The sequence below is a fragment of the Clostridium sp. NkU-1 genome, assembly GCA_001312405.1.
The window spans coordinates 12,599-31,278 of the sequence record BBDR01000007.1 but is presented as its reverse complement, the minus strand read 5'-3'; the positions used below and the strand labels follow the sequence as shown (position 1 = coordinate 31,278).

The following is an 18,680-nucleotide window of genomic DNA, read 5'->3' as shown; positions in this document are numbered from 1 at the left end:
TAAAACAACAGCCAGGACAAGAATTTCAGCCCCTATGTAAAGCAACCGCTTTCTTTTCTGTTTTTTTCTTTCGTTTCCTGTTGCGGTCCCTGGCACGGCGGCGTCGTTCCAGTTCATCGCGGCTTTCCTCTGCCTGATCTCTCATGTTTTGACTCCTGAATTTCCATTTCCTTAAGTTTACGTCTTTTCTAATGGAAAAGTCAACCTAAAACATGGCATTCTTCCTGTACATTTAAACTTTTCGGCCCATTTTCACAGTCTCACACACCGCCTGCAGTACCCGGTGAAGCTCTCCCTGTACGGTTTCATCACACAGGACCAGGATCTTATCTCCTGCTGCAAACTTTGTCTCCCTCCGGGGACAAACTCAGCCTCCCCTCTCATTAAGGATACTAAAAGACAGGTTCTTGGCCACTGGATCTCAGAAACCTTCCGGCCCTCAGCTTCGCTTCCATGGAAAACCATGCCTTCTACCAGAACCTTTTCCCCTGTGAGTGATGACATTTTATCCGGGTTCAGCCTTGAAAGAAGGCGGTGAAGAAGCTGGTCGTATACCGGCGCGCAATGGACCAGATCCGGCACCACATATGCCGCCAGGGACACCATGGATAAGGTCAGCAAATGGGAATAGGAGCCTGTCATCTCACTGATCAGAATAATGCCCGTAATAGGCGCCCGGACTATGGCAGAAAAATAACCTGCCATCCCCAGTATGATGAAATTTCCAAGAAGCCCGTTAAGGGAATCAGATACCATTCCCACCGCAGAGAAATAAATGTTCCCAATCACAGCTCCCAGAACCAAAAGGGGAAGAAAGATTCCTCCGGGTGCCCCGGAACCAAAGCTTATCATGGAAAAACAGAATTTCAAAACCAGGAGCAGGCACAAGGATCCAAGCATCATCTCTCCTGAAGTCAGGATCTCCACAAGGGAATGACCGCCGCCCAATACATAGGGATAGGTAAAGCCAAACACTCCGGCCAATAAAAACGGGAGCATAAGCCTTGCTGCCTGACAAGGCAGTTTCTGGTACAAATCCTGCGTCCTTGAAAGACAGGTGTTATAAACCACACCCAGCGCTCCCATGATCACTCCCAAAACTATGACATGTCCATAGGCATTCAAAGGGATCATCTGGGTGATCTGAAAGTTAAAAACAGGCTGCAGCCCAAAGACATTTTTGGATACAAAATCCGCTGTGATGGAGGCGGCCATGGTAGAGAGCAGCACCTCCGGTGAGAAATGTTTATGAATCTCTTCCAGGGAAAACAGAACACCTGCTATGGGAGCGTTAAAGGCAGCTGAAAGGCCTGCACTGGCCCCGCAGGTGATAAGCAGCTTTTCCTCTGTTTTAGCCCTTCCTGTCAGACGGGATAACCCCTTGGCAGTCATGGAGCCAAGCTGAATGCTGGGACCTTCCCTTCCAAGAGACAGGCCGCAGCCCAGTGACAACAGTCCTCCGCCCAGCTTGGCAGCAAGAACCTTCCACCAGCAGGGATCCAGTTCTCCGATCATCTCTCCCTCTACCTGAGGATCCCGCTTCCTGATATAAATGACTCCCATTTAAGCAAAAGAGCCACAACAAATGCCGCGGCTGCCAAAATAATAAACCATACCGGCACAAACCAGCTATGATCCCTTCCGTAATCCAAAACCGACCGCAGCAGTCCATCTGCATAGCTTAACAGATACCGGAAAAGCACAACTACGGCTCCTGATATAGCTCCTACGGCAATGCCTTCCAGTATTAATGCATAACGAAAACTGCGGTAACGGTCTATGGTTTTCTTTACCGTATTACCTTCAGTCCGCATAATAGTTCCTCCTTTTTTAGACAAGCCCCATTTTATCAGCGCAATACAAGATTACATGGCTTATAGCTTCTGGCCTGTATTTTATTCATCAGCAGGTACTCTCCTGCAAACAATAAAAAAATTATATCGCTTATAAATACCGTTTGCAAGGAAAAGCCGTATTTTTGCAAAATAAACCGGTCCTCGCTTCCTGTTATAAAAAGCTGGGACCGGTTTATTTCATGTATTTATGACTGATAATCAAGCAGCATGACCTACCAATTCCTCAGGGGACACTGCCGCATTATAGCAAATGATTTCTACCTGTTTTCCAATGCCTATGATCAGAATTCCCATCAGTGATTTTCCGTCAATAACCAATTGGTTATAAACAACTTTAACATCACAGTTACACTTTTCTGCTCTTACTACAAATGCAACCAGCTCTTCTACTGTGGAAAATGTATGCTTCATATGTCTCACATTAAGCCCTCCTTTGCCTTGATTTCAATCATTTATCTCTTTTTTTTAAACAAAATAAGAAGGATATTACAGGAAAAAATGTGTACTTTTTTTATATACATTCCTATTATTTCCATAGTATAGAAGCTTATACGGGGAAAAGTAAAAATTTTACTGAAAGTACTACCCAAAATCTTATTTATCGTGTATAATTGAATCGTTCGTTTTTTGTTTAAGGCGGACTGTAGTAGAAGGCAGGGTTAAAACATGAGTTTTTTTATGAAGGCTTGGTGTATAAAAATAAAATATGGAGCGGTATCGAAATGGTTGTAACGAGCCTGACTCGAAATCCACTGGGTCAGTTGCCTTGATAATGCCGGAACCCCTTGAATTCATGCGGGTTTGCGGAATTTTTGAAAAATTAGCTTTTTACCGATTTCTACGGTTTTTCTACACTTTGCCTTGACTTCTGCGAAAGGCTTTGTGTGTTAAAATAAAATATGGAGACGTATCGAAGTGGTCATAACGAGCCTGACTCGAAATCAGGTTGTCCGCAAGGGCACGTGAGTTCGAATCTCACCGTCTCCGCCATGAGCCTGTTTGCGGTCAATGTCCGCAGCAGGCTCTTACTTTTTTTCGGATTTCTACTCTCTCTTTTGAGGGCGTTTTTTTCTTCTTTTGTAGAAAATGGATTTGCTTCATTGATATCCCATTTGCAAGCAGTAAGCTGGCGCACGAATGTCTTAAATCGTGAAATCTGATTTTTTTGAGGTCGGCTTTTTCAAGTACCAAGCTAAAGTGATTCGTTACATAATTAGGGCGCATCCCACTTTAATCCCAGGACTTCACTTCGGTGTAATCCATAGTAAGCTGCCAGCTTTACACAAATCTCCAAAGGATCATCTGATATCGCATCAAACAGTGCCATCATTTATATAACTACCTCCTTTAAATAAAATAGCTATTTTCTTAAATTAAAAAGTTTCCGTTGATGATCACACTATTATTTATCACTTAATCTACTTTTCCCAATCAGATTCTATTTCTGATCGGTACGTTGTGGTTGTATTTCTCTCTTATTCCTTCTGTATTCATCTAAGTCTTTTTTTGATGGAGCAATAGGCCGTGGAAATACTTTTGTTATATCCGGATAAGTAATAAAATTAGGTGAATGTAAAAGAGAGCTTGTTGGCCTGTATTGAATAACTCGTTCAATCATAGTAAATGGGGCTATATTCCAAATCACCCTTATAAATTCCGTTTTCATTTCTTCTACATATACTTCCATAACCTTATTTCCAATAATATCAAAGAATTGTTCGACATAATTAAAATATCGTTCAACTTCTTCATCACTAATGCTTAATGCCTTACCTATCTCCACAGGATCATTGGTTTGAGAAATATAAGACGTATCTGCAATGGAATTATTATGAACAATAACATGCCTTTTCTTGAACATTATATTAACATTTTTTTCTAGACTCTTCATCAATTAGTTCTTTAATATTAATATTTAATTGTTTGAAATTTTCAATAATTTTGCCGATGTTTATAAAATCATTCTGCGTCGACTTTCTAAAATCTTCTATTTTATTTATTGTTGGCTTGACCATAAATAAATTCATCCCTACTGAATACGCATCCTTAAGAAATACTTCCAAACTACTAGCAAGTATCACAACACATTGTTCTAATAATACCCTATGTATGTTATTCATATTTTCACTCAAGTTTTTTAACTTCAGCAAACTATGAGCTTTATCAAGTGCCGAGTATCCTTTTTCAAAAAAAATTAACTTCTCCACAAAAACCACAATGTATTCCGTAATGATATCGCTCTTTGCTTGAAAGAAATGGTATTTTTAACTTCAGAGATGATTTTTTACAATAAGGGCAATATGTATATACATAATACATATTTATTTTATATATATTTTCAAGAAAATCGCTTCTTAGTATTTTTTTTCTTCGACTTAGAAATATTAATATATACAAGATAATAATGATCTAAAAATTTTTCCCTTAAATCCTCTGGTAAATTATTTATAAACTTTTTATCGATAATTACAGATAAAGACCTTTCCATATCCATTCGTCTCTTAGATATTCCTTCCAACATCAACCCGCCCCATATTTGAATTTATTTGATATAAATGTCTAACTTAATATATTATAACAAGTTTGTATCAAAAAATATAGCCTCTTATTATGTTATTATCTTATTTAAGGTACAATTTCACATGGTCAATTAGCTCACATTCATAGATTATTGGTCCGTTTTTTTGTATTGTTCTGTCACAAGTCTTAGGCAGCTGTTCATAAGAAGAAGCATTTCTTGCTTCTCATCTCGAAAATCTGGGTCCTTCACTAAAGCAGTATATATGCCAGGTAGCGCCTTGTGATACTGGCTGCCCTATTTAAAATCATCTATGACTCAGACCCAAAGTTAATTACACCTTCTTATCTTCCTATCCTCTCATTCACATCAATCCACACAACCCCATAAGGCATAAGTGTAAGCCTGCCATCTACGTTCTGTCCACTGATCAGATCAAATCCCTTAATATCTTCAACGATCTGAACTTCCCCAGATAAATTAGTGAAAGAAATGATTTCTTCTTTTTTATCACAGGAAACCCGTTTTAATGCAAAAATCTGATCGGATATCGTTAGAACCGTCTGAGCTGCAGCAGGGTGAAATGCTAAATGCTGCCGGCGGATTTTAATCAGCCCGGTAATTCCCGAATAAATTTTTCTCCTGTAATCGTCTTCTTTAAGTTCCTTAAACAATTTCTCTTTCTCTAACTTTTCTCTATTGATCCGTCGGTTGATGCCGGAATCCATGTAACCTTTTAAGTCATTCCGGGAGCCAAAAACCGAGTGGTAATAAATGGCCGGTACTCCGATGAAAGAGAGCAGGATATGATGAGCGGCAATCATCTTTTTTATGGCGGTTTCATCACTTTCTTCATCATTTCTCAACGCATCACTGTAGTTGATATTTAATTCATAAACGGACCGGCTGCCATCCGGATTTTCCTTAAATGAAATTCTTCCCCCATTATCCAATACTTTTTTTTCGCCAGATATTCCATATCTTCTGCCGCCAGGATCCCTTCAACCGGACGCATGCCGATTCCGTCATGAGACGCCAGAAAATTAAAATAGGTGGCATCCTTGGAGACAGGAGTAATACCGGAAGCCCATTTTGTCAAAAACCTTCCGTTCTGCTTACTAAACGCATGAAGGACCAACGGGGGAAGGGGAAACTGATAGACCATATGGGCTTCATCAGAGCCATTTCCAAAATAGCTGATATTATCCTTGTGAGGAACATTGGTTTCTGTAATCAGCCGGGTGCCAGGCGCCAGTTCCTCAAGGAGGGTGTGCCACAGCTTTATGATCTCGTGGACCTGCGGCAAATGCATACAGCCCGTACCGCTTTCCTTCCACATAAAGCCGATTGCATCCAAGCGAATGGAGGATGCGCCCTTTAACGCGTATTGCAGCAACACATCAGTCAGGCGCAAGAGCATCTCCGGGTCCTTAAGGTTCGTATCTACCTGATCTTCACTGAATGTGGTCCAAACCATAAAGGATTCTCCAGCCTTATTATTAAATTCATGGAATAAAGGAGAAACCCGCGGCCTGATTACATTTTTGCTGTCAAAGTCCGGGGATTGCCTGATAAAAGCCTCCTGATAGCCCTCTTCTTCATTCAAAAATTTATTAAACCAAATACTCTCCTTAGACATATGATTCGCCACAAAGTCAAACATAAGGCGGTATCCCTGGGCAAGGCTGTTTATATCTTCCCAATTGCCCAGATCGGGATTGACCGACAGATAATCCGTGACAGAAAAACCGTCATCAGAGGTATAAGGAAACATTGGCAGTAAATGTATGTCCGTAAAACTTTCCTTCAAAGTATTATCTGCCACCTCTTTTAAGGTCTGCAAAGGCGATTTTCCATTTTCCAGAAAACCATCTCCATAGGTGATCAAATATACGGTTTTTTCGGAAAACGGCTCACGCTTTTTAAACGTCTGATTTTGATAACCTTTCAGTAAATCTTTAAAGCCTTTTACTGCCTGCTCCAGTTTTTCTCCTGAATATATTTTTTTCCAGATGGCAATATATTTTTTTCAGTCAACAACATATGCTCCTCATTTCTGCGCTGTTCATCGGGGACCGGCATCAAGTTGTAATCTTTCGTTTCAAAAGATAAACGTTTGAAAATCCTTGCCGCCGATCACCGGGCTTTTCATAGTTTGTTGGGTTTCATCTAATAAAACAGTCTGATATTGCGGAAACGGCTGGGGAAGGGGCAGGGCCTCCTCTTCCGGATTGAAAATACGGATCACTGTCTGATCACCTTCTTCCGCCTTTTTTAAAGCGGATACCCTCAGTCTGCTATCTCCTATCTCCAACATGCAATACTCTTCTGCAAGTTCCTTTAGGGCCGATGGCTGGGGAAGATCAAATCGTTCCAGCCTCTGTTCAAAGGTATTTAAGGCCTGTAAATGGTAGGTCAGATGGGAAGCCTGTATCTCCTCCAGCAAATCATAGGCTTCTGTGATATGAAATTCATGATCCGGCCATGTTATAAAATATTCAAAGCTTAAGCTTCCCTGCATTTGAGCATCCGGTGTTTCCACCACCTTATTGTTAATGCCGGAAGCCCTGCCCGGCCTCCATGCCAGGTCGTCCTTTCCCAGGTATCCGACCGAGCGGAACAAGGTCAGAGCAAGGGAATCTTTTGTCACTTCATATTCTTTCAAGCCTTTGGTATAAAGTCCAAAGCATCCATTTTCTTCATTAATATATACAAAATTTTCTATTGGGTAAACAGGCTGGGGGCACTCTGCAAAATTTGACTCTTTCCAGTTTTTCAGATAAGGGTTCGTATTACTTCTTTTCAGTACGCTGTATCCCTGATCCCCATAATGAATTTTTTTCATTGCTCTTAGAAGCAAAATGAACTCTTATGCGGTGATCCTTAACGGTATTAACGAGAAAATGCTCTATTTTAATCTTTTTACTATTCTTTATGATCGTTAATCTTGTATCAATAAAGATGGTTTCGGTATTGCCGCGGGAACTGGCTTTTAAAAGATCCGGATAGGATTCCAGGCTATGCCGAACTTTCATCCATGATATGAGATCAGACTGGTAATTTTCAAGCATTTCGCATTCTTTGGAGAAAAACCGGTCCTCATTAAGAGGAGAGTAATCGTAAGAATCGCCTGCATCCGCAGTATTTTCAAAATAGAAAAGATTTCTTTTCTTCTGTTTATCTTTTCTTTCCACAGACAATGCACCATTATCCAAATAAATACGGTAAAATTCATTGGATATCTGTTGGCCCTGTTTTTGTTCTATCCGGGAAATCCCAGAATCACTGACGCATTTAAACGTTCTATACCCAAGTCCCTCAAAGCTTACAAACGCCAGGATTTCTGTTCTGTAATAGCCGGGAACCTCAATTTCTTGTTCTCCATCAGCCGTAACCCGTACTTGCTTTCCTCCTGATATATACTGCTGATTCAGAATCGTCTGTTCCGGCATCTTCCCGCTGCTCTCTTCCAAGCCGATATCAGGCTCCTTTGTAAATAAGGTGAATTTAAGCTCCCGCGTGCATTTTTTAGGGATCAGGCAGAATGCGGCTGCAATGGAATGCTCCTGCCGTCTGATCCCCCTTGTTATTTGCTTCTCTAAAATATTAATTTGACCGTCCACAATCCGTTCGATCCGTTCCAGTCTGGACAGGATCACCCGGTTGGTCTCGTCTGAATTGCAGCCGCAAATGGAATCATGGGCTTGTACATCAAATAGCAGCTTCAGGCATTTTTCAATCCATTGCTGAGGATAACTGCCTCCCAGTTCCTTTGACAATACGGAAAGCGGTTCCAGCTGCCTGTAGATTTTTTCTTCTACCTGAGTATTTAAAAGCTTTATGTCAACCCGATGGGAACGGATCGTATTGTGTATTCTCGAATTCTCACAAGCTAACAGCTCCCCGGATATCTCCTCCATAGGACCTTGCCAGCCCTCAGCAAAGAACGCCTCATAATTTGACATTTTAAACTGGTAAGGCAGATCCATTTGATTCAGTTCATCAATGATATCCGGGATGTTATCATTTACCAAAACCTGATCTCCTCCGCTTGGGAGGAGAATATGATTCCCAGACGGCTGAAACGATGCCAGAGAATCCAGGATGGGAAGCAATGTTTGTTTTACATATTCCGGATCAGAGGACAAAAATTTTCCGGCTCCATAGCCAAAATAGATATTGTTTGCCCTTACGGAATCTCCATTGGGGGATTTCCAGATGAAGTTTAAGCCATTTTGTAACTGATCGTTATAAAGTCCTCTTTGGACAATACTGGTCTCTATATGAAATTTTTTTAAAAATGCTGGGCAAATAGGAATTCTGCCCAAATATATCAGGAAGGTAACCGTTGTTTAAAAAAAACCCCCTTTTTTACTGGCACCGTTAATTCCGGCCAATAAGTTGCGTATGATGGACTCTGTTGTTACAAGCAACGAATCAGTCTGAGTGTACCAGGGACCAATAAACAGCTTTCCGGATTGGATCAGTCTGCAAATCTGATTTTCTTTTTCGGGGCACAACCTTAAATACTCTTCGATAACAGAATATTGTGCATCAAAGGTAAATGATTTATATGCACCGTTATTTTCCAAGACATCAATCAAACGATTCATATCCTCCACCAGCATCATATTGGAGTCCTCGATAGAAAAATACCACTCACGATCCCAGTGTGTATGTGTTACCACATGAACTGTTTTTTTCAATTTATAATCCTCTTTTTATAAACCTTGTTTTTTTCTCTTCTTTTCTGATAAGCCAGTACCGGATAAATATATTTGCTAAGGCAATAAATAAAGCACCCACTGCAAGTCCGATAAAATAAGCTGCAAAATTTTCCACCAGCGGCCAGCCCCAGATCGCGGGGAGGGGAAGCCACTGCACAGCTCCTAAAGCAACTGCAATACAGGAACCTGCGATAGCCCCGATCATGTTGATGGGAATCGTGATCAGCGGATTCCTGAGCATGAAGGGAAGGGCTCCTTCTGAAATTGCCAGAAATCCCAGCAAAAAAGGATGTACCTCCCACCACTCTTAAATCAGCAGGGAAAACTCTCCTCTTTACAACAAACCGGTCAAGCATGGTGGCAAGTCCAAGACCAATGGGAGGGATCACGATTGCCAGTACCCGGGGAGTCAGCGGAAAGACCTGGTCGGAAGCCAGACCAATGGCAATAGCTCCGGCAGCCTTGTTGACAGGACCTCCTAAATCAAAAGCGGTTGCCGCTGCAATGACTGCCGACAGCGTAAGCTGCCCAGTGCCGCTCATGCTTTTAATTCCATTTGCCATCATCAGATTTAATTGTCCAAATACAGGGTCAATCAAATACATATTTAACAGGAAAATAGCAAAAACACTGATACCGGGCACCAAAAACATGGGTTTCATAGCTGCAAAGTTTTTAGGAAGCTTGATTTTCTCATTTAAGAAACGGGAGATATAACCGGCGGCAATACCCAAAACCAGGCTCCCAGAAAACCGCTTGGAATTCCTCCATTGATCCCCCAGAAGGTATAATGCAGTCCGGCTGAAAACAGACCTCCTGCAAATCCTGACACCAATCCTAACCGGTCGGATATGGAGTACGCGGCAAACATTGCAAATACAGGATAAACAAATTTAAACAGCAGACTGCCAAAACCGTCCAGGTAATGAATGAATTGCGTAATTCCGCCTGATGTTTTATATAGTTCATCACCGATCTGTCCAGGATCCATGCCCAGGGCATAAACCCAGACAAGCTTTGCAATTCCCAGCATCAATCCTCCCGCAACCAGCATAGATCATATAGGAAATACCTGTCATAACAGCAGTGGTCAGCTCTTCTTTTACCGTCTTACGCTTACCGGCTCCGGAATTTTTTTGCAAAATCGTCTGACGTATTCCCTCCTTCAACAATTCCCTGGGGCCGGTCAAGAAGCGTCTGAATCAACTGCTTGCTGTTTTTAAGAGGCTCCGCAACTTTGACCTCCACATAAGGCTTTCCGGCAAACCTTTCTTTTTCCTTTACTTTTGTATCAACTGCGAATAATATTCCATCTGCCTTTTTGATCATTTCAGGCGTTATTCTGTCTTCTATGCCGTTTGCCCCCTGCTTTTCAACATGGATTCCGATTCCCATTTCCCCGGCTGCTTTATTTAACGCTTCAGCTGCCATATAGGTGTGGGCGATTCCAGTGGCGCATGAAGTTATGGCTAACACAAAAGTCTTTGCATCTGATTATCAGGACTTAAAGATGCCCAGCGGTCCCCGGACAAAGGGGTATCCAATGTCATTACCGCAAAACCTGCTTTTTTTTAACGGCTTCACTTTTCCCATGAGGTATTGCAAGCCCCCGCTCTATTCCAGTAGCGGAATGCTCCTCTCTTTGTAAAACACTGTCTAAATATAATTGTTTGTCATTCAGGTATCCCTGCCCCCATAAGGCCTCAGCCAAATGATTTAAAATATCCGTTTTATTTGTGAAATGCAGTCCAGTAAAAATTAATTCTGGCTGCGTCATACATTGCAGATTCATATATCCTCCTCCACACTCGGTGTATTGTTTTGAATCTTATGAAATTTAAAATTGTTAACATACTGATCAGTAATTGTTATCGATGGATAAATTATAACACTTTATACTATACTTTTTGATTCAAAAACTGTATAATTGTACAAATTGATAAAGGAGAGATTTTATGGGAATCTTGCAGACACATTTTACCTCCATGATCGAAAGCTTATCTCATTCAGAAAAACATGTATTCTATTATTTGGATGACCATCCGGAATTAATAGCCAGCAATACCTTGACAGAACTGGCGCAAATATTAAATACCTCCAATACCACTATCATCAGGATGACAAAGCGGCTGGGCCTGTCCGGCTTCGCGGAATTTAAATTTCTATTAGAGGGATTGTTGAAACAGACTCATGTGATCCAGGAAAAAAATCTTTTGAACCAATACAATCTCTTCTTCCAAAACCTGGTAAATATGATCGATATTTCAGACCTGGAATTTATGGCGGACAGGATCAATCATTCCAATATTCTTTATATCATCGGAGTCGGTTTAACCAAACCCATTGCCGAGTATACGGCAAAGCGTCTGATGCAGCTGAATAAATCGGTTATATACATTTATGAATCCCATATGATTGACTTACTCCCCAACCTTATCACATCAAAGGATACGGTTCTTTTTCTTTCCATGAGCGGCGAAACCAAAACCCTTGTTTCAGCAGCAGGCAAATTAAAATATACGGGAGCTGCCCTTTTGGCGATAACAAATAATGGGAACAGCAGCCTGGTAAAGAAAATGCATCGAAGCTTGTGCAGCGGTGTTCCCGTTAATATGTATAAAAATTATGATATTACTTCCCGGACATTTCTTATGATTCAGGCAGATTTGCTGATAGAATTGTATTTAAGAACCGTTGTATAGCCCGCTAAGAGATACGTCAGCAGACAAATCGATGCCAGGACGATAGTCCCCGCACCGATTTTCTTTGTTTATAAACTATTTTACTCACACCATTTTCAACACAAGTAAACCCGCCACTTCCACCGCACGTTCGATATCCGTTTGGTTCCCATCTGGAATCCGTGCGATAATCTGACGTGTTACCGGGCTCTCCACCTCGATATAGGTTCCGCTTGCCCATCAACATTCTCCGGGGGCTATCCTTCTTTTGATATGTTTCAGGAGCTCACACAGAAGAAGCAGCTTTTTGTCATGAGGCTGAAAAACAGCATAAATAATTATTATGACTTATTTTTATCATGTCTATGAGGTATGTAATCATATTCGACGGCTTTTAAGTAGTTGTTTCCTATCTGTCCCCATTCCCGGTTTGTCATGGTGGTTCTCCTCAGTCTTATCAAAATGTCTTATCAAAATGCCTTCTATAATTCTCCTGTCGATTTATTTATATTAATACTTTTTTTTAACTGTAATAAAGTTTCATTGCTAATGGCATGCTCCATTCTACATGCGTCACATGAGGCTGTTGCTGCTGGTACACCCAGTGATAAAAGCAAATTGTAAAATAGAACATAGCGCTCCTTAATAGCACAGGCAAGCTTAAATCCTTGTGGAGTAAAAGAAATATTGTGCGTATCATCCACATAAATATATTTTTCTTGCTTTAATAGTTGTATGGCGTGCGATACGCTGGGACGGCTTAACTCCATTTTCTTAGCGATATCTATGGCACGCACGTATCCTTGTTCTTCTTCAATGCTTAATATTGTTTTTAGATAATTCTCCTTTGAAATGCTGAGCTTCTCCGCTGGCATCAAGGTCACTTCCTTTCTGCTTTTCATGGTGGCCGGCATTCCAATAAATAGTTGCTTCTAGATTAAGTGTTTGTTTTAGATCGCCAGTCAACTTTTGTATAGCTATCTGCACATTTTCTAAATGAGGGCTTGCTTTCAAACATACTTGTATGAAAGCAAGCCGCTTTTCAGGGCCAAAATCGTATGTGGCTATTGATTCCACTCCGCTAAAAACATTGTCTTGTTTTAACACAAGCTCCGCTATTTGTTCAATCAGCTCTTTATCTGTACCTTTTCCAAGAAGCAAGGAAAGGTGCTCTTGAAAAGATGTAATTCCAGACCACATAATTACCGCTGCAATGAGTAATCCAGCCACGCCATCTAAAGGTAATGCGGTAAATGGTGCTAAGAGTAAAGATATAAGAGTCATCGCTGTTAATATAGCATCTGAAATATTGTCTTTAAACATTGTACGAAGCGTTGCTGATTGGATTACCCGATTTGCCATATATGTATACAGCCCTAATGCCAGCTTTATTATAATGGAAGCTGCTGGTATCCAAAGAAACCAAGATGGCATTATTGTGATTTGCGGTGTTAATATTCTTGCAATAGAGTGCTTGCCAAAAGACAAGGAAGCTGCCATTATTAAAAAAGATACAATGAATCCACTGATATACTCCATTCGTCCATAACCATTAGGGTATTTATCATCCGCTTCTTTGCCGCATAACTTAAAGCCAATAATGGCAACAACCGAAGCGGCACAATCAGTGAGATTGTTGAAAGCATCTGCAAGAATTGAAACGCTATTTCCAATAAGACCTATTGTACATTTTGCAGAAAAAAGGACAATATTTGCTGCAATTCCAATATATCCTGCACGCTGTCCAATTTGCTGCCGAGAGCTATATTTATTGTTTGGAAACACACTAAAAATCCTTTCTATAATGATGACTGTGGTGTCCATGCTGGCCATAAGGGCTGTGACTTCCACCGTGGTGCATATCATCATGTCCAGTATGATCGTTATGATTGCCTTCATGATGTTCATGCCCGTGCTGATTTTTTTGCAGCACTGCCATGATGCTGTTCATGCCAGGAGTTAATTAATTTTTCTAAGACCTCAATTAAATGCTTTTGTTCTTCAAGTGACAGCATAGAAAATAACTCTTGAGCTGTTTCATATTGTGCATTCGCATTTTCATCAATGACCATCTTCCCAAGTTCTGTAAGTCCAACATTAACATTACGCTTATTTCCTGCTTCTTTTTCACGGGTAATAAGCCCTCTTGATTCGAGTTTGCTTAAAAGCTCACTTAGTGAAGCAGCCCGTATCTGTAATACTTCAAGCAAATCCCGCTGCGCCATTTCACCTGTTTGCGAAAGTATTGAAAGAATACGCCACTGGCCCGGATGTATTCCGTTTTCCTGATGATGTCCCTGCTTAAAGCGTGGGAGCAACGCAAGAATAAAGAATAAAGCTTTTCAGATACAATATTTTTTTCAACAATTTGCTCATTTTCAAAATTTTTGTTATTCATGATATTCTCCTTTAAGTTTTAATATTAGGTACCTTACAATCAAGATAGCATAACAGAAAAGAAATGTCAATATATTTTTAGGTACCTAACAGTGTGTGGTTTTTCTCTGTCAAAAAAGCGTCTGTGTTTTTCAGTCACGAAGAACACAGACGCAGCGCACCTCAATGAAATTCCGGGAGGCATTAAGAGGGAGTTTAGGTGACTAAACGGCAGTGGGATTCTAACGCAGGGCATTTTTCCGGCCTGTTTAAGAAGCTATATGGGGTATCACCAAAAGAATACAGGCTGATGCATGGTATAAAGTAATTGATTAACTTCACTCCCAAAAATGGTGTGCTTATTTTTCTCACCTTTGAGCCATTTGGGTTCCGGTGTTAATTTCCTGTTCATTTATTAAAAAAAACATTGTAATATTCCCCATCCTTGTTTATTCTATGATAAGAAATAAATTTTACTCACAATCAGCAAAAAGGAAGGATTACGGTAATTTACATGCAAGAATGGATCATAAACACGATGAATCAATTTGGATATGCCGGTATTGCCCTATTAATAGCAATCGAAAATATATTTCCTCCTATTCCATCGGAAGTTATTCTCACTTTTGGCGGATTTATGACAACAAAAAGTAATCTGAATATTGGGCTGGTACTTCTTTCCGCCACCACAGGTTCAACTGCCGGAGCTATGGTTTTATATTACATCGGACGTCTGGTAACGCCGGAACGCTTAGGGTGGTTCATCGACAGATGGGGTTTTCTTCTCAAATTAAAGACACAAGATATAATAAAAGCGGAAAACTGGTTCAACCGGCACGGAAGCCTTACTGTTTTTTTTCTGCCGCTTCATCCCTATTGTCAGAAGTCTCATCTCTATCCCGGCCGGAATGGCAGAAATGAAAATAAGTAAATTTTTATTGTTTACTGTTTCGGGTACGGCAATCTGGAACGTTGTTCTTATTAATCTGGGGGCTTTTGCCGGAGAAAAATGGAGTATAATTGCTGATTACATCAACACGTATTCCTATGTTGTTTTTATCCTGCTGGCATTTGCAGCTGTGGGTATTATTATCTGGCTGCTGTACAAAAACTCACGTCAAACCAACCTCTAACCCAAGATCAGCCGGCCTGCAATCGCAGAAGCCAGCTAACAACGATCTGCCGTATGAAGTTTATATAGTATGAGGAGAAAAAAAGCTAAGAATTCTGCTGAACTGTTTAGAAATTTCAAGGAGGATCGCGGGGAGAGCCAAGGTTAATGTTCGTGTGTAAGGTCCGGATAAAATCAGGCCGCTGCATTTTTCCAATGCAACGGCCCTTATTTGTTATATTTCCAATATTGTCCAGCCAATGCCTGCATAAGGACTTTGGCTTTCAAACAGCTCCTATGATAAACTGAAAATAACCTCACGTTTTCCCGGCTTACCGGACATCATTTAATTTTTTTATAAGAACCTGAGCCATATGCATAAGAAAACCCAGTGTACGCAGGAAAAACACACACCCTGCAGTTACATATACCCAGGGAATGTTCAAAGCTTTAAGTAACCATAAAATCAGCATCACAACAGCCAAATCCCGCATATATCGTCCAAACAGAAAACCGACCTTTTCTTCCCTTAGGGACAGGAGCGTATCAGTACATATCAGCCACCGCCACCTGGGAGAAGAAAAAAACAAGGGAAAGAAACGAAAAAAGCAGAATTACATAAATCATGATATCAATCCACTCTCTTTTAGAAAATCATGGGCTACAGCAGCAGGTGTCTGCTGTAATTCATCTACCTTGTAGTTCAGTTCAATCATAACCTCATTTGTTAAATATGGCGCTAATTCTTCCATGATTCCGGCGACTTCCGGACATTTCTCCAATGCTTCCTCTCTGATAACAGGAATTGCATAATAGGGCGGGAAAAAGTTCTTATCATCTGCCAGCGTTTTTAAGCCGAATTTCTTTAAAAGTCCGTCAGTGGAAAAAGCATCAATGATATTTACCTCACCGGTTTCCAGAGCCGTATAGCGGGGAGAAGAGTCTAATGTAAGACGTTTTCCTATTTGGAAGCCATAGGCCTTCTGCAGTCCGGATAATCCATCCTCCCGGTTGGAGAATTCAAAAGTAGTACCGGATATCAGGTTTCCGCTTATTTTAGCAAGATCACTTATTTTTTTCTAAATGATTCTCTTCTGCCATTTTCTGAGTTACAGCCAATGCATAAGTATTATTAAAGCTCATCTGCTTAAGTACTTCCAGACCAAGCTGCTCCTTATACTCTTTCTTTACAGTCTGATACACCTGCTCCATATCGCTGATCGGCGGATGTTTGAGGATGTCTGTGTATGAAGTGCCGGTGTAGTCAACATAAAGATCAATATCTCCGGTCTGTATTGCAGAAAAGCACACCTGTGACCCGCCCAGGCTCAGCTTTCTGTTTACGGTGATATCGGTTCTGTCTTCTATTAAATCCGCTACCATACTGCTAAGAATCTCCTGCTCCGTAAAATCCTTGGAGCCGACTGAGAGTGTACGCACATCTCCTGATACACTGCCCACGGATGTGAAAAGGAATACAGCCGCAATAAACATGGCAGCCGCTCCCAGCATTGCCTTTTGGATTTTCCTGCTTTTTTTCTTAACGGAGGCGTCTCCCTTTTGAAGGCTGATGGGCGTTACCAGCTTTTCAGTCAGGCCAATCAGAAAGTCTACCATCAATGCCAATAAACAGGCAGGAATCGCGCCCGCCAGGATTTGATTGTTATTCACCGTCCGTATGCCGGAAAACACCAGGTATCCCAGGCCGCCCGCACCAATAAACGCTGCCATGGTCATAAGCCCTACCGCTGTTACGGAAGCGATCCGCACTCCTGCCATAATGACCGGAAGAGCGAGGGGAATCTGTACCTTTGTCAGCACCTGAAAGGGCGTCAAGCCAATCCCTTTGGCCGCCTCCAGCGTCTGGGGATTGATATTATCAATTCCTGTATAGGTATTCTTAATAATGGGAAGAAGAGAATAAAGAACGACTGCAACAATTGCAGGAATGACACCGATTCCCAATAACGGGATCATGAAGCCAAGCAGTGCCATACTGGGAATTGCCTGAATCACGTTTGCGATTGCTAAAATCGGTTTACTGGCTTTTGCCGCAAAGGAAATAAAAATTCCAAGGGGCACTCCTATCAATATGGCAAGACCCACCGATACGGCAGTCAGCTTCAGATGTTCGATCAATAATGAAAGGATCTGGGGATAATTGCTTATTATATAATTCCAAAAATTCATTCTGCCTCTCCTCCTTCATAGTCAAAATATTGCTGACTCATGGTCGTGACCAGACTGCTCCGGGTAATGAGCCCTTTAAGACGCCTTTGCTCATCCACCACCGGAACTGTTGACACCTGGTTTTCTGTCACTATTTTCAGCGCATCCAGTATGCATTGGTCCGGTAAAAGGGTAGGAAAGTCCTCGTACATAAATTGTTCCGCCAATTGGGTTCTGTCTTCTATACCTCTTAATTTGCTGGCCTTGACAATTCCGCTCAAACGCCGGCTTTCCCGATCCACTATGAGCAGGCTGTCGACCTTGTTTCTCCGCATCTTTTCGATGCATTTCAGAACAGATAAGTCTTTGGTCGCACTGACCGGCTGTTCGATCATAATGTCGGATACCTTGATGAATTCCGGTGAAGACCAGATCCTGTTTTTTCCTACGAAGCTTGAAACAAATTCATCCACAGGATTGTTCAGGATATTTTCCGGCGTATCATATTGCAGAATATCGCCATCCTTCATGATGCAGATCATATCCGCGATCTTAATGGCTTCATCCATATCATGGGTCACAAAGACAATCGTCTTCTTTAACTTGGCCTGCAGCTGCACCAGCTCATCCTGAAGATCTGATCTTGTTATGGGATCCAGGGCCGAAAATGGCTCATCCATCAGGATAATATTGGGATCCGTGGCAAAAGCCTGGCAACGCCGATCCGCTGCTGCTGCCCTCCGCTGAGCTCTGTCGGATATCGATTCAAAAACTCTTCACAATCAAGTCCTACCATCTGCATCAGCTTCCTTGTGTTGTCCTCAACGTCTTTGGACGACATCTTTTCAAGCTTTGGAATCAGTTCAATATTTTCCTTAACTGTCATGTGTGGAAACAGTCCAGTCTGCTGGATCACATATCCGATTTTCCGCCGCAGGGCCACTTCATCCATGCCGCCGATATTTTCACCATCAATGGAAATCGTACCTGATGTGGGCTTGATCAGCCGGTTGATCATTTTTAAGAGTGTTGTCTTACCGCAGCCGCTCTCACCAATAATAGCAACCAGAGTACCGCTATTTATCGTGAATGTAATTTGATTAAGAACCTGCTTTGTCTTATAACGCTTGGAAATACGTTCAAATTGTATCATATATCTCCCTCCTTTTTAGCAAAGTAACAACTTGATTATATTATAAAGTTGTCACTTTGTCAAATTTCAAAAAAAACGCCTGAGCCAAT

Annotated in this window: 21 protein-coding genes, 1 tRNA gene and 3 pseudogenes; 5 read left to right on the top strand and 20 right to left on the bottom strand. The window is 41.3% G+C overall.

Annotated features, from left to right (window positions below):
• Positions 1-252: 252 nt before the first annotated feature.
• The 3 genes from JCM10519_RS12335 to JCM10519_RS12330 all read right to left on the bottom strand — a co-directional run bounded on the left by JCM10519_RS12335 (position 253) and on the right by JCM10519_RS12330 (position 2,267).
• Positions 253-1,563, bottom strand: a complete 1,311-nt coding sequence (locus JCM10519_RS12335) for a ClC family H(+)/Cl(-) exchange transporter (protein ID WP_347844031.1) — start codon at positions 1,561-1,563, stop codon at positions 253-255.
• On the bottom strand, positions 1,524-1,814 hold the full coding sequence (locus JCM10519_RS29450) for a hypothetical protein (protein WP_347844030.1): 291 nt from the start codon (positions 1,812-1,814) through the stop codon (positions 1,524-1,526). Before JCM10519_RS29450 ends, JCM10519_RS12335 begins: the two co-directional genes overlap by 40 nt.
• 240 nt (positions 1,815-2,054) lie before the next feature.
• Positions 2,055-2,267, bottom strand: coding sequence for an HPr family phosphocarrier protein (locus tag JCM10519_RS12330; protein WP_347844128.1), 213 nt, complete (start codon positions 2,265-2,267; stop codon positions 2,055-2,057).
• 490 nt (positions 2,268-2,757) lie between these two features.
• Here JCM10519_RS12330 and JCM10519_RS12325 point away from each other — a divergent pair.
• Positions 2,758-2,846, top strand: a tRNA-Ser gene (locus tag JCM10519_RS12325).
• Positions 2,847-2,945: 99 nt separating this feature from the next.
• Here the strand turns inward: JCM10519_RS12325 and JCM10519_RS29445 are convergent.
• From JCM10519_RS29445 to JCM10519_RS12300, 7 genes and pseudogenes are all read right to left on the bottom strand, one after another.
• A pseudogene (locus JCM10519_RS29445) lies at positions 2,946-3,177 on the bottom strand (site-specific integrase); the annotation flags it as partial.
• Between the two features lie 117 nt (positions 3,178-3,294).
• On the bottom strand, positions 3,295-3,747 hold the full coding sequence (locus JCM10519_RS12320) for a hypothetical protein (RefSeq protein WP_054739510.1): 453 nt from the start codon (positions 3,745-3,747) through the stop codon (positions 3,295-3,297).
• Complete coding sequence (locus JCM10519_RS12315; protein ID WP_347844029.1) at positions 3,722-4,063, bottom strand: hypothetical protein; 342 nt, start codon at positions 4,061-4,063, stop codon at positions 3,722-3,724. Before JCM10519_RS12315 ends, JCM10519_RS12320 begins: the two co-directional genes overlap by 26 nt.
• Positions 4,064-4,718: 655 nt before the next feature.
• Positions 4,719-5,327, bottom strand: coding sequence for a hypothetical protein (locus JCM10519_RS29440; RefSeq protein WP_347844028.1), 609 nt, complete (start codon positions 5,325-5,327; stop codon positions 4,719-4,721).
• Positions 5,261-6,262, bottom strand: a complete 1,002-nt coding sequence (locus JCM10519_RS29435; RefSeq protein ID WP_347844027.1) for an alpha-amylase family glycosyl hydrolase — start codon at positions 6,260-6,262, stop codon at positions 5,261-5,263. Before JCM10519_RS29435 ends, JCM10519_RS29440 begins: the two co-directional genes overlap by 67 nt.
• Positions 6,263-6,475: 213 nt before the next feature.
• Entirely contained in the window at positions 6,476-7,219 is a 744-nt protein-coding gene (locus JCM10519_RS12305; protein ID WP_054739506.1) for a glycoside hydrolase family 38 C-terminal domain-containing protein, read from the bottom strand.
• Positions 7,167-8,408, bottom strand: a complete 1,242-nt coding sequence (locus JCM10519_RS12300; protein ID WP_347844026.1) for a hypothetical protein — start codon at positions 8,406-8,408, stop codon at positions 7,167-7,169. The genes JCM10519_RS12305 and JCM10519_RS12300 overlap by 53 nt, the downstream gene beginning before the upstream one ends.
• 30 nt (positions 8,409-8,438) lie before the next feature.
• Here JCM10519_RS12300 and JCM10519_RS29430 point away from each other — a divergent pair, with 30 nt between their 5' ends.
• Positions 8,439-8,603 carry a hypothetical protein gene (locus JCM10519_RS29430; protein ID WP_347844025.1) on the top strand — a complete coding sequence of 55 codons (165 nt, stop codon included), beginning with the start codon at positions 8,439-8,441 and terminating at the stop codon, positions 8,601-8,603.
• A gap of 123 nt (positions 8,604-8,726) precedes the next feature.
• On the opposite strand, the gene JCM10519_RS12295 is transcribed toward JCM10519_RS29430, so the two are convergent.
• The 5 genes from JCM10519_RS12295 to JCM10519_RS29410 all read right to left on the bottom strand — a co-directional run bounded on the left by JCM10519_RS12295 (position 8,727) and on the right by JCM10519_RS29410 (position 10,893).
• Complete coding sequence (locus JCM10519_RS12295) at positions 8,727-9,080, bottom strand: hypothetical protein (RefSeq protein WP_054739501.1); 354 nt, start codon at positions 9,078-9,080, stop codon at positions 8,727-8,729.
• Entirely contained in the window at positions 9,077-9,835 is a 759-nt protein-coding gene (locus tag JCM10519_RS29425; RefSeq protein ID WP_347844024.1) for a hypothetical protein, read from the bottom strand. Before JCM10519_RS29425 ends, JCM10519_RS12295 begins: the two co-directional genes overlap by 4 nt.
• Complete coding sequence (locus tag JCM10519_RS29420) at positions 9,799-10,134, bottom strand: hypothetical protein (protein WP_347844023.1); 336 nt, start codon at positions 10,132-10,134, stop codon at positions 9,799-9,801. The genes JCM10519_RS29425 and JCM10519_RS29420 overlap by 37 nt, the downstream gene beginning before the upstream one ends.
• Positions 10,135-10,217: 83 nt before the next feature.
• Positions 10,218-10,577, bottom strand: coding sequence for a PTS fructose transporter subunit IIB (locus tag JCM10519_RS29415; RefSeq protein WP_347844022.1), 360 nt, complete (start codon positions 10,575-10,577; stop codon positions 10,218-10,220).
• 73 nt (positions 10,578-10,650) lie between these two features.
• Positions 10,651-10,893, bottom strand: a complete 243-nt coding sequence (locus JCM10519_RS29410) for a PTS sugar transporter subunit IIA (RefSeq protein WP_347844021.1) — start codon at positions 10,891-10,893, stop codon at positions 10,651-10,653.
• 163 nt (positions 10,894-11,056) lie between these two features.
• Here JCM10519_RS29410 and JCM10519_RS12285 point away from each other — a divergent pair, with 163 nt between their 5' ends.
• Positions 11,057-11,803 carry an SIS domain-containing protein gene (locus tag JCM10519_RS12285; protein WP_054739499.1) on the top strand — a complete coding sequence of 249 codons (747 nt, stop codon included), beginning with the start codon at positions 11,057-11,059 and terminating at the stop codon, positions 11,801-11,803.
• A 461-nt stretch (positions 11,804-12,264) separates the two neighbouring features.
• Here the strand turns inward: JCM10519_RS12285 and JCM10519_RS12280 are convergent, their stop codons facing one another.
• The 3 genes from JCM10519_RS12280 to JCM10519_RS12270 form a co-directional block, all read right to left on the bottom strand.
• The gene (locus tag JCM10519_RS12280) at positions 12,265-12,657 is read right to left on the bottom strand and encodes an iron dependent repressor, metal binding and dimerization domain protein (RefSeq protein ID WP_054739497.1); all 393 of its coding nucleotides are present in this window, start codon (positions 12,655-12,657) and stop codon (positions 12,265-12,267) included.
• Positions 12,596-13,615, bottom strand: coding sequence for a cation diffusion facilitator family transporter (locus JCM10519_RS12275; RefSeq protein WP_347844020.1), 1,020 nt, complete (start codon positions 13,613-13,615; stop codon positions 12,596-12,598). Before JCM10519_RS12275 ends, JCM10519_RS12280 begins: the two co-directional genes overlap by 62 nt.
• A 71-nt stretch (positions 13,616-13,686) precedes the next feature.
• Positions 13,687-14,100, bottom strand: coding sequence for a MarR family transcriptional regulator (locus JCM10519_RS12270; protein WP_347844019.1), 414 nt, complete (start codon positions 14,098-14,100; stop codon positions 13,687-13,689).
• Between the two features lie 695 nt (positions 14,101-14,795).
• On the opposite strand from JCM10519_RS12270, the gene JCM10519_RS29405 reads away from it, so the two are divergent.
• Entirely contained in the window at positions 14,796-15,089 is a 294-nt protein-coding gene (locus JCM10519_RS29405; RefSeq protein WP_347844018.1) for a hypothetical protein, read from the top strand.
• Entirely contained in the window at positions 15,007-15,291 is a 285-nt protein-coding gene (locus JCM10519_RS29400; protein WP_347844127.1) for a VTT domain-containing protein, read from the top strand. Before JCM10519_RS29405 ends, JCM10519_RS29400 begins: the two co-directional genes overlap by 83 nt.
• A gap of 601 nt (positions 15,292-15,892) precedes the next feature.
• Here the strand turns inward: JCM10519_RS29400 and JCM10519_RS12255 are convergent.
• Together JCM10519_RS12255 and JCM10519_RS12250 are read right to left on the bottom strand one after the other, a co-directional pair.
• Positions 15,893-17,459, bottom strand: a pseudogene (locus JCM10519_RS12255) (glycine betaine ABC transporter substrate-binding protein).
• Positions 17,456-18,591 (bottom strand): annotated as a pseudogene (locus JCM10519_RS12250) (ABC transporter ATP-binding protein). Before JCM10519_RS12250 ends, JCM10519_RS12255 begins: the two co-directional pseudogenes overlap by 4 nt.
• Positions 18,592-18,680: the final 89 nt, after the last annotated feature.

What these genes read in the sequence shown, in the direction of transcription:
- JCM10519_RS12335 (WP_347844031.1), bottom strand. Translation starts at nt 1,563, where the DNA reads ATGGGAGTCATTTATATCAGGAAGCGGGATCCTCAGGTAGAGGGAGAG.
- JCM10519_RS29450 (WP_347844030.1), bottom strand. Translation starts at nt 1,814, where the DNA reads ATGCGGACTGAAGGTAATACGGTAAAGAAAACCATAGACCGTTACCGC.
- JCM10519_RS12330 (WP_347844128.1), bottom strand. Translation starts at nt 2,267, where the DNA reads ATGAAGCATACATTTTCCACAGTAGAAGAGCTGGTTGCATTTGTAGTA.
- JCM10519_RS12320 (WP_054739510.1), bottom strand. Translation starts at nt 3,747, where the DNA reads ATGAAGAGTCTAGAAAAAAATGTTAATATAATGTTCAAGAAAAGGCAT.
- JCM10519_RS12305 (WP_054739506.1), bottom strand. Translation starts at nt 7,219, where the DNA reads ATGAAAAAAATTCATTATGGGGATCAGGGATACAGCGTACTGAAAAGA.
- JCM10519_RS29430 (WP_347844025.1), top strand. Translation starts at nt 8,439, where the DNA reads ATGATTCCCAGACGGCTGAAACGATGCCAGAGAATCCAGGATGGGAAG.
- JCM10519_RS29420 (WP_347844023.1), bottom strand. Translation starts at nt 10,134, where the DNA reads ATGCTGGGAATTGCAAAGCTTGTCTGGGTTTATGCCCTGGGCATGGAT.
- JCM10519_RS29410 (WP_347844021.1), bottom strand. Translation starts at nt 10,893, where the DNA reads ATGAATCTGCAATGTATGACGCAGCCAGAATTAATTTTTACTGGACTG.
- JCM10519_RS12285 (WP_054739499.1), top strand. Translation starts at nt 11,057, where the DNA reads ATGGGAATCTTGCAGACACATTTTACCTCCATGATCGAAAGCTTATCT.
- JCM10519_RS12280 (WP_054739497.1), bottom strand. Translation starts at nt 12,657, where the DNA reads ATGCCAGCGGAGAAGCTCAGCATTTCAAAGGAGAATTATCTAAAAACA.
- JCM10519_RS12275 (WP_347844020.1), bottom strand. Translation starts at nt 13,615, where the DNA reads ATGGCCAGCATGGACACCACAGTCATCATTATAGAAAGGATTTTTAGT.
- JCM10519_RS29405 (WP_347844018.1), top strand. Translation starts at nt 14,796, where the DNA reads ATGACAACAAAAAGTAATCTGAATATTGGGCTGGTACTTCTTTCCGCC.